Consider the following 16,721-nt stretch of genomic DNA (forward strand, 5'->3'; position numbering starts at 1 on the left):
GATTACTTTTGTGAAAATCAAAATGTAAAAAGAAAGTTATGAGCTTCATCTCAAAAATATTTAAGAAAAAAACAGAAGAAGAGGGCTTGGCCAAGCCGACGGTTGAAGAGTTCATGTTCCTGATCCGCGTTTATTACCAGTCGGCCATCGCCGAGAAACTGGGGATTACCAACCTGAATGTCCTGTCGGATCTGGCCTTATTCAAGCGGATGCTAAAAATTCCTACCCAAGGCGGAAAACTCGGCCTGGCGGAAAAAGCGCGGGCGAGGAAAGTATTGAAACAAGACTACGGCCTTGGAGAGATCTTTTTCAAGGAAGTCGATACCTCTATAAAAAAGAATTGCAAGTCGGTGAATGATGTGCAAGGCTATTTTTATAAATTCCAGGGATTCACGAACGACCTGTTTACCCTGATCGGTACGCTGATGAAGTGGAAAGCGGCCGTCCCTTCTTTCCTGAAAAAGGCTTTGTACGCTGTCACAGAAAAAACAGTGCATGATATTGTAACGAAATCCGTGTGGAAAGATGAGGCTACTCAAAAGACCGCCTGGAATGTCCGCAAATATGCCGAGTCCCTGGGCTATTCGGAGCAGTGGATGACTGAATTTGTTTATCATGTGGTTGTCCTTGCCAAAAAGGAGAAGAGAAATACGAAACAAGAGAAGAAATAACAGTTCCCGCCGGAGAAGGCTCTCCAAAGAAAAGATACGGGATAATAACTAACTCATAATGATATACAGAGACGAATTCAATTATCTGAAAGAGATTGAAAATTACACCGATAATGAGATCGATATCGATGAAAATTTAGTTATTCGTAATTTTACTTTTGAGTCGAACTATCGTTTTATCCTGCCCGGAGGCGCCGGGAACAGCGATAATTACGAATATATTCCCAGCATCGCCGGCGATTACGAGCCGGATATTATCCAAAAGATGTTGAATAAAAAGGATGCGGAAATTCTGGAGAATGTGAAATTCCGTTACCACATCCTGATGCCGAAGAAGGAGAAACGAACGCACGCCTTTATCTTCCTATTCCATGGCTTCAACGAGAAATATTGGGCGAAATACCTGCCGTGGGCAAAGTATATGGTAGAGAAGACCGGTAAGTCGGTCGTCATGTTTCCGATTGCTTTCCATATGAACCGCGCTCCGGCGATCTGGAGCGATCCCCATGAAATGTATAATGTCAGCGAACAGCGGAAAGAACGGCATCCCGACGTGATCTGCTCCAGCCTTTCGAACGTCGCGATCAGCACCCGCCTGCATAATAAGCCCCAGCGGTTTATCTGGTCCGGACTGCAGACCTACTACGATGTGATCGATTTTGTCGAACGGATAAAAATGGGATTACATCCGGTCATTGTGCCGGGGGCCGGTATTGACTTCTTCTCTTATTCCATCGGGACGTTTCTCGGCGAGATACTGATGATGACCAACAAGAACGGCTATTTTTCCCATTCCAAATATGCCACCTTTTGCGGAGGGGCGGTGTTCAACCGCTTAAGCCCGGTATCCAAGTTTATTTTGGACAGCGAAGCCAATGTCAGCCTTTATTCCTACGTTGTGGAACATCTGGAGAGCCACATGAAGCGCGACGAGGTGCTAAGGCATTATATGAACGCCCATCTGGAAGGCGTGAACTTCAGGTGCATGTTGAATTATAAGACATTGACCGGATTCAGGGAAGACCGTTTCCGGGAGTTGAGCGACCAGTTCTATGTGATTGCCTTGGCTAAAGACGAGGTTGTGCCGGCTTATGAAATTATCAATACCCTGCAGGGGATTGACCGGGATATTCCGATCCCGATAGAGACGCTCGACTATCCTTATAAGTATACGCATGAAGATCCGTTTCCCATTATTCCGAAAATAGCAGACCAAGTGGACGAGCAGTTTCACCTTACTTTTGACAAGATCTGCGACTTCCTCAAATGAGCCCGAAGTGTTGGAACGCTTTCCGTATTCCGTCTTCGTCAACAGTATCGGTTACGTAGTCCGCCTCTTTTTTGACGTGGTCGAGAGCATTTCCCATTGCCACGCCGATACCCGCATGGCGTAGCATGGCGATGTCATTCCCTCCATCTCCGAAAGCCATCGTCTCCTCCACCGTAAAGCCGAAACGGGCGGCGATTTTGTCGATGCCCAGCCCTTTGTCTACGCCGGTCGTAACCACGTCGGCGAAGGTCGGATGCCAACGGGCTGCCGTACAGTGGGGAAGCGCCTTCATCACTTCGCTTTCTTCCTCCGGCGTAAAGAATGCGACCAACTGGTAGATCTCTTTGTCCAGGATGTATTCGATCGGCCGGATCGGCACGCTTCTGAATTTAAGAAGCTGGAAAAGGAACCGCACCTCATCGTCCACGAGATTGACCGTCATTTCGTTTTCTTCCACGGACATGCAGGGGAAACTTCTGACTTCCTGTTGGTAGCGGACGAATGATTCGATGTCTTCCGGGGAAATGCTGCGTTTATAGAGTACTTCTTTTCCTGCGAAACAATACCCTCCGTTGAGGGTGATGTAGCCGTCGAAGGGAATGTCGTCCAGGTTATTGATAGCAGACTGGTGCCGCCCGGTGGCGACAAAAGTCATGATTCCTTTCTTACGGACTTCCTCAAGGGCTCGCCTGGTGGAATCGGGGACGCGGTGGGTGTTAAAACTGACTAACGTGCCGTCGATATCCAGGAATATTGCCTTTACCATAGTTGCCTTTACCTATTGATTCCCTGCAAATGTAAGAAAAGAATACGAATGAAGGCCTTTGTCCGCAGACTTTCCTGCGCGCTAAACACAGCCGGCTGTATACCAGTTGTTTGCAAAAGGGCTTGCCATCGTCTTGTTCTATATCCATAGAACACGTGTTCCATAGCTGTAGAACACGTGTTTCATAGCTGTAAAACACGTGTTTTATAGCCGTAAAACACATGTTTCATAGCCGTAGAACAAAAGAGGCAGTATTACATTGGTATGAATTCGGTCGGGAGACCGGCAAGGCGTGTACTGATTTTTTTCGTTGCAGATTGGGTAAAATCAGCCGGCGGGCGTTATATTTACAAAAAAATTTCGCTTTAGTTTAGATTGATAGTAATAAAATATACGGAAGCCGTGTTGGAAGCAAAGCCCCTGCTTTGCCTATCTTTAAAAAAGGATAATCATTGCGAGGCGGGAGCCTCGCTTTTATCACCGACGGAAGCCGGAGCTTCCGCCGAACATAATAAGAATTTAAATGTTTGCCCTGCATTGCAAAAGAATTTATCTTTTGACTGGTTTCCCTTTCTTACGAAACTTCAATATTCAATAGTTGTTAGAAATATAAATTGAATAGCAGTTTTGCGGGAATTGAGTGGCGGAAATGCCTGCAGCGTCAGGCAACAATGATAGAGATTGCTTTGAAAGGAGTCGAATTTTGTTCAATGCAGATTGGGTAAAATCGCTCGACGGTAATTATCTTTGCAAAAAGTTTTGCATTAGATTGATAACAATGAAGTATACAAAAGTTCGTCTCCTTGCCCTTTTTACCGGGCTACTGCTCTTTTGCTCTTTCCAGATGCAGGGACAACGGAAGAATGCCGCCTATGAACAATATATTAAGCAATACAGCGACCTGGCTGTGGAACAACAGCGTAAATTCAAGATACCGGCCAGTATCACCTTGGCGCAGGCCTTGCTCGAGTCGGGAGCCGGTTTAAGCACATTAGCCAAAAACTCCAACAATCATTTCGGCATTAAATGCCATGCCGATTGGGACGGCGGGCGTGTCTATCACGATGATGACGAGGTGGGCGAATGTTTTCGTAAATACATAAAGGTAATCCATTCCTATGACGATCATTCCCTCTTTCTGACGAAGCGCCCCCGCTATGCAGGGCTATTCAAACTGGACATTAAGGACTATAAGGGCTGGGCACGCGGATTGCAGGAATATGGATATGCAACCGACCGGGCTTATGCCAATAAGCTGATCAAGCTGATTGAAGACTATGAGCTGTACCGCTTTGATGCAGTGTCGGGGCCCAGATATATGCCGCGGACGGAAAGCGGGCAGACGGTAAGGTTGCAGCGCGCGGTTTATAAATCCTACGGATTGCTTTATGTCGTTGCGCGTGAGAACGATTCGTTCGCGAAGATCGCTGACGACCTTGGCTTTAAGGAAAAGCACCTGCTCAAATATAACGAGGTTCCGGAAGACTTCCCTTTGCAAAAGGGCGATATCGTTTATCTGGAGAAGAAAAAGAGTAAGGCCGACAAACCTCATTACGACCATGTGGTGCAGATCGGAGAGTCGATGCACAGCATTTCCCAGCGTTACGGCATGAGGATGAAAAGCCTGTATAAGCTGAATAAGAAGGCATTCGACTACATCCCGGAAGAAGGCGATGTGCTAAAACTTAGATAATTCAGGTTAAAGTATTACCTTTGCAGACCAAATGAAAGATAAGCATGAGCGATCAGAGATATAATCTTCGCGGCGTATCCGCTTCCAAAGAGGATGTACATAACGCGATTAAGAATATAGACAAGGGGATTTTTCCTCAGGCATTCTGTAAAATTATTCCGGATGTGCTGGGGGGAGATCCGGCTTATTGCAATATCATGCACGCCGACGGGGCGGGAACAAAATCATCGCTGGCTTATCTGTACTGGAAGGAGACCGGCGACTTGTCGGTCTGGAAAGGCATCGCCCAGGATGCCCTGATTATGAATATAGACGACCTGCTCTGTGTCGGTGCGGTTGATAACATCCTGGTATCCTCTACGATCGGGCGGAATAAACTGCTGATCCCCGGTGAAGTCATTTCTGCGATTATCAACGGTACGGACGAACTGCTGGCCGGATTGCGCGAAATGGGAATCGGTTGCTACGGGACCGGCGGCGAGACGGCGGACGTAGGCGACTTGGTGCGTACCATCATTGTGGACAGTACCGTAACCTGCCGGATGAAGCGGGCAGACGTGATCGACAATGCCCGCATCCAGGGCGGGGATGTGATTGTCGGGCTGTCCTCGTTCGGACAGGCCACGTATGAAAAGGAATATAACGGCGGTATGGGAAGCAACGGGTTGACCTCGGCCCGGCATGATGTGTTTGCCAAGTATCTGGCAGCTAAATACCCGGAGAGCTTTGATGCGGCGGTTCCGGACGAACTGGTATATTCCGGCGGCCTCCGGCTGACGGATCAGATCGAAGAGACGGGCGTCGATGCCGGGAAACTGGTACTATCGTCTACGCGTACATACGCCCCGGTGGTAAAAGTGCTGCTCGACCGCTTGCGCCCTGCTATTCACGGGATGGTGCATTGCTCCGGCGGTGCCCAGACGAAGATCCTGCATTTCGTAAAAAACAAGCGGGTGACGAAGAATAATCTTTTCCCTGTTCCTCCCTTATTCCGCATCATTCAGGAGCAGAGCGGTACGGATTGGAGTGAAATGTACAAAGTGTTCAACATGGGGCACCGGTTTGAGGTTTATCTGGCTCCCGAACACGCCGGTGAAGTGGTCGGGATAGCGAAAAGTTTCGGCATCGATGCCCGGATAGTGGGTTTCGTGGAAGATGCAGGACAGAATGAATTGGTTATCGAAAGTGAAAAAGGTCGCTTTCTCTACGAATAAGGTCGATGGCGGGAAGTACATTAGTAAGCAAGTTGGATGGTTTGGTAAACCGTTTTGAAGAGGTGGGTACGTTGATTGCCGACCCGGCTGTGATTGCCGATATGAAGCGGTTTGTCAAATTGAATAAGGAATACCGTGATTTGGAGAAAATCATGGAGGCGCGAAAAGAATACATCCGGTTGCAACAAGGAATGGACGAGGCGAAAGAACTGATCGACAGCGAACAGGATCCGGAGATGAGGGAGATGGCCCGTGAGGAGCTGGAGCAATGCGCTTCCCGTATCCCGGCTTTGGAGGAAGAGATCAAGCTGTTGCTCGTTCCTGCCGACCCGCAGGATGATAAGAATGCGATCGTAGAGATCCGCGGAGGAACCGGAGGGGACGAGGCGGCGCTTTTTGCCGGCGACCTCTATCGTATGTATGTGAAATATTGTGAGAGCCGGGGCTGGAAGGTCGAACTGACCAGCAGTACGGAGGGTACTTCCGGCGGTTTCAAGGAGATAATCTTTACGGTAAGCGGGGAAGGCGTCTACGGAGTGATGAAATATGAATCCGGCGTCCATCGGGTACAGCGGGTGCCGCAAACGGAAACCCAAGGGCGGGTGCATACCTCTGCCGCCACAGTCGCCGTCCTGCCGGAAGCGGATGAGTTTGACGTTGATATTAAGGAATCGGATATCCGGGTGGATATCTTTTGCGCTTCCGGTCACGGCGGGCAGTCGGTAAATACTACCTATTCGGCGATCCGCCTGGTCCATTTGCCGACGGGAATCACAGTACAATGCCAGGACGAAAAGTCCCAATTGAAGAATAAAGCCAAAGCGATGGCCGAATTGCGTTCGCGTATCTATAATATAGAATACCAGAAATATATGGACGAAATCGCTTCAAAGCGGAAGACAATGGTTTCTTCCGGTGATCGCTCGGCCAAGATCCGTACCTATAACTTTCCGCAGGGACGGGTGACGGATCATCGTATCAATTACACGATTTATAATCTTTCCGCCTTTATGGACGGTGATATCCAAGATTGCCTGGATCACCTGATCGTGGCGGAAAATGCGGAACGATTAAAAGAATCGGAATTATAAACACTCTATTACGGAATGAAGAAAGAATGACAAAGCAGGAATTAATCGAAAATATCAAGAGGAAGGCCTCCTTTCTCTGTGTGGGACTGGATCCTGATATAAAAAAAATACCGGAACATCTGTTAGGAGAAAAAGATCCGGTTTTCACCTTTAATAAAGCGATTATCGACGCAACCGCCGATTATTGCATCGCCTATAAGCCGAACCTTGCCTTTTATGAAAGCCTGGGCGTCCCGGGACTTCTCTCGTTTGAGAAAACGGTCGCTTATTTGCGTGAGAATTATCCGGATCAATTCATCATAGCCGATGCGAAACGCGGCGATATAGGCAATACCTCGGAGATGTATGCGCGGTCGTTTTTCGACCATCTCAAAGTCAATGCCGTTACGGTCGCTCCTTATATGGGCGAAGATAGCGTTAAACCTTTTCTAATCTATCCGGACAGTTGGGTGATTCTGCTGGCTCTGACTTCAAACAAAGGGTCGCGGGATTTCCAGTTTACGGAGGATGCCGGCGGGAAACGGTTGTTTGAGAAGGTAATCCGGAAATCGCAGGAGTGGGCTTCTTCGGAGCAATTGATGTATGTGGTAGGGGCTACGCAGGGAAAGTTGTTTGCGGACATCCGGGAATATGCTCCCGACTATTTTCTCCTGGTTCCCGGCGTGGGAGCACAGGGAGGTAGCTTGAAAGAGGTTGTCGACTATGGTATGAATGCTGAATGCGGCTTGATCGTCAATTCGTCCCGGGCTATTATTTATGCTGACGCGAGTCCCCGTTTCGATGCGGTAGCGAGGGAGAAAGTTTCTGTTATACAGCAGGAAATGTCCACTTGTTTGCGTGAAAAAGGAATTATTTAAGGGAATGCATAGACTTTCCCAATATTTTTCACCAATTTTGCAAACTGACTTTCAAAAAATTCTGGAAGTCTTCTATAATTCAATGCATAATTAAATTTAATGATGGAGTTTTCAGCTCAGCAAATAGCGGATTTTCTACATGGAAAAGTGGTGGGTGATCCGACGGTATCTGTAAATAATTTTTCAAAAATAGAAGAAGGAAAGCGGGGAACGCTTACTTTTTTGGCCAATCCCAAATACGAGCATTTTATATATCAGACGGAAGCAAGCATCGTTCTCGTGAATAATGACTTCGAACCGGCGTCTCCGGTAAAGGCGACTTTGGTAAAAGTTCCCAATGCCTATGTTGCGTTGGCTACCCTGCTCGATCTGGTGGAAAAGACGAAAAGCGTAAAGAAAGGCGCCGACTCTACCGCCTTTATTTCCTCTTCGGCGTCTGTCGGGGAGGATTGTTATATCGGCGCTTTTGCCTATATCGGCGAGGGCGCGAAGATCGGTGCAAACTGTCAGATCTATCCGCACGCCTTTATCGGGGATGGAGCGGTAGTCGGCGACTATACGATTGTTTATCCTCATGTGACGGTCTACCAAGGTTGTAAGGTTGGGAATAACTGTATCCTTCATGCCGGCTCGGTGATCGGCGCCGACGGTTTCGGTTTTGCGCCGGAAGGGGAGGATTACAAGAAGATTCCCCAACTCGGAAATGTAATTTTGGAAGACAATGTGGAGATCGGCGCCAATACGACGGTCGACCGCGCCGTAATGGGTTCGACATTGATCCATAAGGGGGTAAAGTTGGATAATCTGGTTCAGATAGCCCACAATGTGGAAGTCGGGGAGAATACGGTGATGGCGGCACAAGTCGGCATTGCAGGTTCTACCAAGGTCGGGAAACATTGTATGTTCGGCGGACAGGTAGGTTTATCCGGGCATATTGTCATCGGCGATGAGGTGAAGATCGGCGCCCAGTCGGGAGTCATAAAGAACATCAAGCCACAGGATGAGATCTTGGGTTCTCCGGCGATTGATGCCAAAGGATTCTTCCGTTCCAGCGCCGTGTTCGCCCGCCTGCCCGAAATGTACCGCACAATGGGGCAATTGCAGCGTGAGATAGAAGAATTGAAGAAGAGAATAACTAAAGAATAAATAAGAGATATGCAGAAACAAAAAACGCTTGCAACCAGTTTTTCATTGCAAGGAAAAGGTTTGCATACCGGATTGGATATCCATATTACTTTCCGTCCGGCACCGGAAAACCACGGCTATAAGATTAAACGCATCGATTTGGAGGGAACTCCGGTTATTGACGCCTTGGCGGAAAATGTGGTGAATACGCAACGCGGAACCGTCCTGGCGAAAGAAGAAGTACAGGTCAGCACTGTGGAACACGCAATGGCCGCATTATATGCCTGGGAAATAGACAACTGCCTGGTGGAAGTGGACGCGCCCGAATTTCCGATCCTGGACGGCAGTTCCAAATATTTTTCCGAAGAGATTGAAAAAGCCGGTGTTGTAGAGCAGAATGCGCCGAAAGACTTTTACATAGTTAAACATAAGATCGAAGTAAAAGATGAGAAGTCCGGATCTTCCATCGTTATTCTCCCGGACGATAAATTCAGTGTCAACGTCCTGATATCATTCGATTCGCCTGTCTTATCCAACCAATACGCCGTGCTTTCGGATTTGAAAGAATTCCCGAAGGAACTGGCGGCCTCCCGTACTTTTGTTTTTGTTCGCGAAGTGGAGGCTTTATTGCAAAATAACCTGATCAAAGGCGGCGATCTGGATAACGCCATCGTTATTTATGACCAGAAGATTTCCAAGGAATCACTCGATAAGCTGGCCGATATGATGGGATTGCCTCATCAGGATGTCAAGGAATTGGGATATATCAACCACGAACCGTTGGTCTATGTAAACGAACCGGCGCGTCATAAGCTGATCGACGTGATAGGAGACGTTGCCCTGATCGGTAAACCGATTATCGGCCGGATCATTGCAACCCGCCCGGGACATAAGATAAATAACCAGATGGCAAAGCAGATCCGCAAGGATATTAAACAGAACTCCGTTCAGGCGCCTGTCTACCGGATGGGGGAACCGCCTTTGATGGATATCAACCGGATCAAGGAACTGCTGCCTCACCGTTATCCTTTCTTGTTAGTGGATAAAATCATCGAAATCGGCGGAGATTATATCGTAGGGATTAAGAATGTAACGGTAAACGAGCCTTTCTTCCAGGGACATTTCCCCCAGGAGCCTATTATGCCGGGAGTCTTGCTGGTGGAAGCGATGGCACAGGTCGGCGGTCTACTCGTTTTGAATTCGGTTGATGAGCCGGAACGCTATTCTACCTATTTCATGAAGATAGACGGCGTTAAATTCCGTCATAAAATAGTTCCGGGTGACACTCTCGTTTTCCGGTTATCTTTGTTGGCGCCGATCCGGCGGGGGATCTCCACGATGAAAGGATATGTCTTTATCGGTGAAAAAGTGGCTTGTGAAGCCGAATTTATGGCACAAATTATAAAAAACAGATAAGAGATGCACTCAAACTTAGCGGCCATTCATCCGGAAGCACAAATAGGAAAGAATGTGATCATAGACCCGTTTGTGGTCATAGAGAAAGATGTGGTCATTGGTGATCATTGTCATATCCATCCCCACGTCACCATCTTGGATGGTGCGCGTATCGGAAATCATTGTGAGATTCATTCGGGAGCAGTGGTAGCGGGAATTCCCCAGGACCTGAAATTTGCCGGGGAGAAAACGACGGCCGAGATCGGAGACTACACGACCATTCGTGAATGTGCGACGGTTAACCGCGGTACGGCTGCTAAAGGAAGGACTGTCGTAGGGAATGACTGCCTGATTATGGCTTATTCCCACGTGGCACATGACTGTATATTGAAAGATCATATCATCATAGGGAACGCCAGCCAATTGGCTGGAGAGGTAGAAATCGACGATTACGCCATTGTCAGCGGAGGATCGTTGGTCCATCAATTTACCCGCATATCCAAGCATGTAATGATTCAGGGAGGTTCCCGCCTGGGGAAAGACATTCCCCCTTATATTCTGGTCGGACGGGAGCCGATTGTCTACTGCGGCATCAATATTGTCGGGTTGCGCCGTCGGGGATTTACCAACGACCAGGTATTCCTGATCCAGGATATCTACCGTACCCTTTATACGCGTGGGTTGAACATTTCCGACGCCATCCAATGCATCGAAACCGAATACGGCCCCAGTGAAGAAAAGAGCCTGATCCTGGATTTTATCAAAACCTCCAAGCGCGGAATCGTGAGAGGTTCGATTGATGATTGAATCAAAAAAAAGTTATGAAAAAGAGGGTATGTCGTCATAGGCATACCCTCTTTTGGTTGGTTGTGTTATTAATATTTTTACTACTTTTGGGGCAATAAAACAATTGAAAAATGGTATATCGATTTCTCATTCTTTCCGATGAAGTAGACGGATTCAAGCGTGAAATAAAAATTGATTCCGAAGCGACTTTTCTGGATCTGCATCATGCGATCGTTGAGTCGGTGAAATATACTGAAACCCAGATGTGTTCCTTCTTTATCTGTGATGACGACTGGAGCAAACGTACTGAAATTACATTAGTCGACATGGGTTCGCCCTCAGAAGAAGATATTTATTTGATGGAAGAGACCAAGCTGGAAGACCTTTTGGAAGACGAACATCAGAAACTCTTATACGTTTTTGATTACCTGACCGAACGCGCTTTCTTTATCGAACTACGTGAAATAATTACCGGGAAAAACCTTAAGAAGGCAGTTTGCTCCGTATCCGTCGGAGAACCTCCCAAACAGGAACTGTCTTTCGACGAAGCCGATCTGAAGGCCAACAATACGCCTTCCTCTTTAGGCGAAGATTTTTACGGCGACTCCGAATACGATCCCGACGAGCTGGATAAGGAAGGTTTCGAAGGATTAGACGGTCCGATCAGTAATCCGTATGACGATTGATGCCTGCGCTGCTTGTCTTGCTTGGCCCGACCGGGGTAGGAAAGACCGACCTCAGTATTCGACTGGCCGAACATTTCCACAGCCCGATCCTTTCTTCCGACTCCCGGCAGTTCTATGAGGATCTGGTTATCGGTACGGCAGCGCCGACAGAGGAGCAGAAAGGCCGGGTTCCCCATTACCAGGTCGGCTTTCTTAAATTGGATGATTATTACAGCGCCAGCCGATTCGAGGAAGAAGCCTTAACCTTGCTGCAGCAGCTTTTCCAAACCCACCCGGTCGTTCTCCTGACGGGCGGCTCCATGATGTATATTGATGCGGTCTGCATGGGAATCGATGAGATGCCTTCCGTTCCTCCCGCCATCCGGGAGGCAATCTGGAAACAGTTTGAAACGGATGGGCTGGAACCGATTCTGGAAGAGCTTAAGATTGCCGATCCCGTACATTATGAAGAGGTCGACCGGATGAACTATAAGCGTGTGATCCATGCCGTGGAGATCTGCCGGACTACAGGGCGTCCCTACTCCTCATTTCGTACCCGCCAACCCAAGAAGCGTCCGTTTGATATAGTGAAAATCGGCCTTACCCGCGACCGGGAGGAGCTCTGCGACCGCATCAACCGCCGCGTCGACCAAATGATGGCGGAAGGCTTGCTGGAGGAGGCACGGCACGTCTATCCCTTCCGCCATCTGAACTCATTGAATACGGTAGGCTATAAAGAACTATTCAAATACCTTGACGGAGAATGGACGCTGGACTTTGCCGTGGAAAAAATAAAGCGGAATACCCGCGTCTATGCCCGCAAGCAAATGACCTGGTTCAAGCGGGATCAGGAAATCACTTGGTTCCATCCCGACCGGACCGACTCTATTCTTTCCTATATCGAAAACCGCCTCGGGAATCGGTAAATACCCAAACGTTTCTCTTTTTAGCCGATCTTGTCAATCAATCGTAAGAAGACAGTATCTCCTTATACTGATTTTTATATTTATTTTATTGCTTGTAATACATCCGATTATTTGCTCAACAACTCTTCCACGACCTGCGGATAATGCAGGTATTCCAGAACGTGGACCTTTTGGGCGACATCCTCCGCCGTATCGGTGGGTAACACCGGGCAGACAGACTGGAAAATAACCTCTCCTTCGTCATAATGCGGATTGACATAATGGATCGTGATTCCGGTCTCTTTCTCACCGGCAGCCACCACAGCCTCATGTACGTGCATTCCGTACATTCCTTTTCCTCCGAATTTCGGTAGCAAAGCCGGATGAATATTGATGATCCGGTTCGGATAAGCCTCCAGCAAAGGGTAGGCAATCTTATTCATGAATCCGGCAAGAATGATATAATCCACGTGGTATTCAGTCAGTTTTCTCAAAATCGGAGCACCTTCGACAAATTCATCGCGTGAAAAGGCGAAAGAGGGAACCCCAAGGCGGTTTACCCGCTCGTGTACGCCGGCTTTCCGGTTGTTGGAAAGTACGACCGCTACTTTAACTGACTTGTTGCCAGAGAAATATTTTACAAAATTCTCTGCGTTTGTTCCCGATCCGGAAGCGAAAATGGCAATATTCTTCATGCTTTTGATGTTTAAATGCACAAGAAAAGACGAAATGTGCAAGTTTTCGTGTTTTTTACCCCTTTTTATTTGTATTGTAACGTAAAAATTGCTTTTCTTTGCACTGCAAATTTATAAAGTAATACGAATTTATTTATTAATCTAAATTTAAAAGTTATGTCTGAAGTTGCATCTAAAGTAAAAGCGATCATCGTTGATAAACTAAGTGTAGAAGAATCCGAAGTAACAAACGAAGCGAGCTTTACAAATGATTTAGGAGCAGACTCTCTTGACACTGTGGAATTGATCATGGAATTTGAAAAAGAATTCGGAATCTCTATCCCGGACGATCAAGCTGAAAAAATTTCAACCGTAGGAGATGCTATTGCTTATATAGAAGCTAATACGAAGTAAATCCGTTCTAAATTAAGGTATGGAATTAAAAAGAGTAGTAGTAACAGGTCTTGGAGCCATTACTCCCTTAGGCAATACCCTCCCGGAAACCTGGGAGAACTTGGTTAATGGAAAAAGTGGAGCGGGGCCTATTACTCGTTTCGATGCATCTAAATTTAAGACTCAGTTCGCTTGCGAAGTAAAAGGTTTTGATCCGTTGCAGTATTTTGATCGTAAAGAAGCGCGTAAGTTCGATCTTTATGCTCAATTTGCAATGGTTTCGGCTATGGAAGCAATGGCGGACTCTCATTTAGATCTGGAGAATGAAAACAAAGATCGTATCGGCGTGATCTTTGCCGCCGGAATCGGGGGGATTCATTCCTTTGAAGAAGAGGTAATGGGGTATGATCCGGAAAGAGGCCCGCGCTTCAGCCCGTTCTTTATCCCTAAAATCATAGCCGATATCGCAGCCGGCCATATTTCAATGAAATACGGATTACGGGGTCCGAACTTTGCGACGGTATCCGCCTGTGCATCTTCTACCAATGCTGTTTACGATGCGTTCAACTATATACGTCTGGGAAAAGCTAACGCCATTCTCGCAGGAGGCGCCGAAGCTGCAGTTACAATTGTAGGTGTCGGCGGTTTTAATGCAATGAATGCACTATCGACCCGCAACGATTCGCCGGAGACGGCCTCGCGGCCGTTCAGCGCAAGTCGCGACGGATTCGTAATGGGTGAAGGAGCCGCTTGTCTGGTTCTGGAAGAGCTGGAGCATGCGTTGGCACGCGGAGCGAGGATTTATGCCGAGGTTGCCGGGGGCGGTTTATCCGCAGACGCTTATCACCTGACTGCTTCCCATCCGGAAGGCTTGGGTGCGCGGTTGGTAATGCTCAACGCCTTGGAAGATGCCGAACTGAAGCCTGAGGATATTGACTATATCAATGTACATGGAACGTCGACTCCGGTAGGAGACCTTTCGGAAGTCAAGGCAATCAAGGATGTCTTCGGAGAACAGGCCTACAAGCTGAATATCAGTTCTACTAAGTCAATGACCGGCCACTTACTGGGCGCTGCCGGCGCGATCGAAGCGGCTGCTTCCGTCTTGGCGGTTCAGAATGACATTATTCCTCCGACGATTAACCACGCTGAGGATGACAAGGATGCGGAAATCGATTATCAATTGAACTTTACATTTAATAAGGCACAAAAGCGTGAGGTTAGAGCGGCTCTGTCGAATACTTTCGGTTTCGGTGGGCATAATGCCAGCGTGATTGTCAAAAAATTCAAGAAATAGAGAGAACGTGTTTGCCCGATTATATAAGAAAATAAGGCTCTTTTTGGTAAGAAAGAAAGAGCCTTATTTGTCTTTTTATAGGATTTTGGGATTTTATCCCACTAACATCGAACTATATGAACAAGCCATTCACCATCGCTCTTCTTCCGTAGGAAATACCGAAGGAGGATTCCGGAAAAACAATGAGCGGCTTGAATTCCTGGGTGATGCGGTGCTTGGTGCGATTGTCGCAGATATCGTATATAAGCGTTTTCCCCGTAAAAAGGAAGGGTTCCTTACCAACACACGTTCCAAAATTGTCCAACGCGAAAGCCTGAACCGCATGGCGACCCAGATCGGATTGGATAAGCTGATCGTCTATTCGGCACGGACGAGCGCGCATAACAACTACATGTTTGGCAATGCACTGGAAGCCGTGATCGGGGCAGTCTACCTGGATCAGGGGTATGGCGTCTGCTACCGGTTTGTGAAAGAGAAATTGCTGGATCAATATATCAATCTGGAAGCCACTGCCCGCAAAGAGGTCAATTTCAAGTCGATCTTAATCGAATGGAGCCAGAAAAATAAGTTGGAAATCGCCTTCAATCTGATCGAATCATATTCTGATCATGAGGGAAATCCTGTCTTCCAGACCGGAGTTGCGCTTCTTGGCCAGCAAATCGGAATAGGGGTGGGATATACCAAGAAAGAGTCCCAGCAACATGCGGCAAAGATGGCGATCCGTAAGCTCCGGACCGACAAAGACTTCCAGCTTTATATCTCTGAACTGAAAAAGAGCCTGAACGAAGGTTCAAACCAAGCCACGACAGAGAATGATTATGATGAACTGCCCGAAGAAACGGAAAATAGCAAAAGTTCCGCCGAAAAAGAAAATGACGAAAGAAGGGAGCTTAATGTCCGAAATTAATTCCCATTCTTTCTCCTTGGCGGATCAGATCATGTTCCGGAGTAACAACTTTTAATTTTCCTCCTACTTCGGATAAGGCGACGGAGGCCACTTCATCTCCCCGCATACAAACCATTTTCCCGAACTCCTTATTCGCGATCAGCTCGGCGGCGTGACCGCCCAGGCGAGTGGCCAGGTTCCGGTCAAAAGGAGAGGGGTTTCCCCCGCGTTGGATATATCCTAAGACGGTATCCCTCGTTTCTATCCCGGTTCCTTCGGCAATGGCCTGGGTGATATAACTGCTGGGATGCGGGGATTTCTCCCCGATATCGATTCCTTCAGCCACTACGACGATGGAATAGGGCTTTCCCCGGTGAGCCCGGTCGAGGATGGCTTCATTCACTTTGTTGATATCAAAACCCAATTCCGGCAGCAGAATTACGTCCGCTCCGCCTGCCATCCCGGCATATAAGGCAATCCATCCCGCATGATGACCCATGACTTCCACTACCATCACCCGCTTATGGGAGCTCGCTGTCGAGTGGAGCCGGTCAATTGCATCAGTCGCAATACCGACTGCCGTATCGAAGCCGAAAGTAATATCGGTTCCCCAGACATCATTATCAATTGTTTTGGGTACTCCGATGATGTTGAATCCCATGCCGGATAACCGGCTGGCTGTTTTCTGCGTTCCGTTTCCTCCGATACAGACCAGGCAATCCAACCCTAAATCCCGGTAAGTCTCGTAAATCTTCTGTGGTTTGTCTCCGTCGGAATCTTCCAATATTTTCCGGAAAGGTTTTTCGCGCGAAGTACCCAGAATCGTTCCTCCCAGGTTTAAGATACCGGAGAGACTTCGTTCGGTCAGTGCTTCGACGTCTTTATTCAGCAGGCCGATGAAGCCGCTATGGATTCCTATCACCTCCATCCCGTAATGCATGATGGCTGTTTTTCCCACCCCGCGGATGGTCGCATTGATACCCGGACAATCTCCTCCGGAAGTAAGAATTCCTATCTTCATGGTAACCATATT

Annotated in this window: 17 protein-coding genes; 14 read left to right on the forward strand and 3 right to left on the reverse strand. The window is 47.8% G+C overall.

Features of this window, described 5'->3' with window-relative positions; genetic code table 11:
• Positions 1-38: 38 nt before the first annotated feature.
• Together BQ8014_RS01720 and BQ8014_RS01725 are read left to right on the forward strand one after the other, a co-directional pair.
• On the forward strand, positions 39-671 hold the full coding sequence (locus tag BQ8014_RS01720; protein ID WP_080902849.1) for a hypothetical protein: 633 nt from the start codon (positions 39-41) through the stop codon (positions 669-671).
• Positions 672-729: 58 nt separating this feature from the next.
• Positions 730-1,941 (forward strand): DUF6051 family protein, encoded by a 1,212-nt coding sequence (locus BQ8014_RS01725; protein ID WP_080902850.1) that lies wholly within the window; start codon positions 730-732, stop codon positions 1,939-1,941.
• Here the strand turns inward: BQ8014_RS01725 and BQ8014_RS01730 are convergent.
• A complete protein-coding gene (locus BQ8014_RS01730) occupies positions 1,934-2,707 on the reverse strand; it encodes a Cof-type HAD-IIB family hydrolase (protein WP_080902851.1) in 774 nt (257 codons plus the stop codon). The genes BQ8014_RS01725 and BQ8014_RS01730 overlap by 8 nt on opposite strands.
• An 844-nt stretch (positions 2,708-3,551) precedes the next feature.
• On the opposite strand from BQ8014_RS01730, the gene BQ8014_RS01740 reads away from it, so the two are divergent.
• From BQ8014_RS01740 to miaA, 9 genes are all read left to right on the forward strand, one after another.
• The gene (locus BQ8014_RS01740; RefSeq protein ID WP_234998101.1) at positions 3,552-4,400 is read left to right on the forward strand and encodes a glucosaminidase domain-containing protein; all 849 of its coding nucleotides are present in this window, start codon (positions 3,552-3,554) and stop codon (positions 4,398-4,400) included.
• A gap of 44 nt (positions 4,401-4,444) precedes the next feature.
• Positions 4,445-5,614: an AIR synthase related protein gene (locus tag BQ8014_RS01745; protein WP_080902854.1), complete on the forward strand. Its 1,170-nt coding sequence runs from the start codon at positions 4,445-4,447 to the stop codon at positions 5,612-5,614.
• Between the two features lie 5 nt (positions 5,615-5,619).
• Entirely contained in the window at positions 5,620-6,705 is a 1,086-nt protein-coding gene (gene prfA, locus BQ8014_RS01750) for a peptide chain release factor 1 (protein ID WP_080902855.1), read from the forward strand.
• Between the two features lie 26 nt (positions 6,706-6,731).
• On the forward strand, positions 6,732-7,562 hold the full coding sequence (pyrF, locus tag BQ8014_RS01755; RefSeq protein WP_080902856.1) for an orotidine-5'-phosphate decarboxylase: 831 nt from the start codon (positions 6,732-6,734) through the stop codon (positions 7,560-7,562).
• A 102-nt stretch (positions 7,563-7,664) separates the two neighbouring features.
• On the forward strand, positions 7,665-8,708 hold the full coding sequence (lpxD, locus tag BQ8014_RS01760) for a UDP-3-O-(3-hydroxymyristoyl)glucosamine N-acyltransferase (protein ID WP_080905753.1): 1,044 nt from the start codon (positions 7,665-7,667) through the stop codon (positions 8,706-8,708).
• 9 nt (positions 8,709-8,717) lie between these two features.
• Entirely contained in the window at positions 8,718-10,103 is a 1,386-nt protein-coding gene (locus BQ8014_RS01765; protein ID WP_080902857.1) for a bifunctional UDP-3-O-[3-hydroxymyristoyl] N-acetylglucosamine deacetylase/3-hydroxyacyl-ACP dehydratase, read from the forward strand.
• 3 nt (positions 10,104-10,106) lie between these two features.
• On the forward strand, positions 10,107-10,889 hold the full coding sequence (lpxA, locus tag BQ8014_RS01770) for an acyl-ACP--UDP-N-acetylglucosamine O-acyltransferase (protein WP_080902858.1): 783 nt from the start codon (positions 10,107-10,109) through the stop codon (positions 10,887-10,889).
• A 110-nt stretch (positions 10,890-10,999) separates the two neighbouring features.
• A complete protein-coding gene (locus BQ8014_RS01775; protein WP_080902859.1) occupies positions 11,000-11,554 on the forward strand; it encodes an IS1096 element passenger TnpR family protein in 555 nt (184 codons plus the stop codon).
• The gene (gene miaA, locus BQ8014_RS01780) at positions 11,554-12,459 is read left to right on the forward strand and encodes a tRNA (adenosine(37)-N6)-dimethylallyltransferase MiaA (protein ID WP_080902860.1); all 906 of its coding nucleotides are present in this window, start codon (positions 11,554-11,556) and stop codon (positions 12,457-12,459) included. The genes BQ8014_RS01775 and miaA overlap by 1 nt, the downstream gene beginning before the upstream one ends.
• A 107-nt stretch (positions 12,460-12,566) precedes the next feature.
• On the opposite strand, the gene purN is transcribed toward miaA, so the two are convergent.
• Entirely contained in the window at positions 12,567-13,133 is a 567-nt protein-coding gene (gene purN, locus BQ8014_RS01785; RefSeq protein WP_080902861.1) for a phosphoribosylglycinamide formyltransferase, read from the reverse strand.
• Positions 13,134-13,289: 156 nt separating this feature from the next.
• Here purN and BQ8014_RS01790 point away from each other — a divergent pair, with 156 nt between their 5' ends.
• Genes BQ8014_RS01790 through rnc form a run of 3 tightly spaced genes read left to right on the forward strand, consistent with a single transcriptional unit; the run spans position 13,290 to position 15,709 of the window.
• Entirely contained in the window at positions 13,290-13,526 is a 237-nt protein-coding gene (locus BQ8014_RS01790) for an acyl carrier protein (protein ID WP_080902862.1), read from the forward strand.
• Positions 13,527-13,545: 19 nt separating this feature from the next.
• Entirely contained in the window at positions 13,546-14,802 is a 1,257-nt protein-coding gene (fabF, locus tag BQ8014_RS01795) for a beta-ketoacyl-ACP synthase II (protein ID WP_080902863.1), read from the forward strand.
• A 7-nt stretch (positions 14,803-14,809) separates the two neighbouring features.
• Positions 14,810-15,709, forward strand: coding sequence for a ribonuclease III (gene rnc / locus BQ8014_RS01800; RefSeq protein WP_080905754.1), 900 nt, complete (start codon positions 14,810-14,812; stop codon positions 15,707-15,709).
• Here rnc and BQ8014_RS01805 read toward each other — a convergent pair.
• On the reverse strand, positions 15,693-16,709 hold the full coding sequence (locus BQ8014_RS01805; RefSeq protein ID WP_080905755.1) for an ATP-dependent 6-phosphofructokinase: 1,017 nt from the start codon (positions 16,707-16,709) through the stop codon (positions 15,693-15,695). The two genes, rnc and BQ8014_RS01805, sit on opposite strands and share 17 nt — an antisense overlap.
• Between the last annotated feature and the right edge of the window lie 12 nt (positions 16,710-16,721).

The organism is Parabacteroides sp. Marseille-P3160 (assembly GCF_900162725.1).
Lineage (GTDB): Bacteria > Bacteroidota > Bacteroidia > Bacteroidales > Tannerellaceae > Marseille-P3160.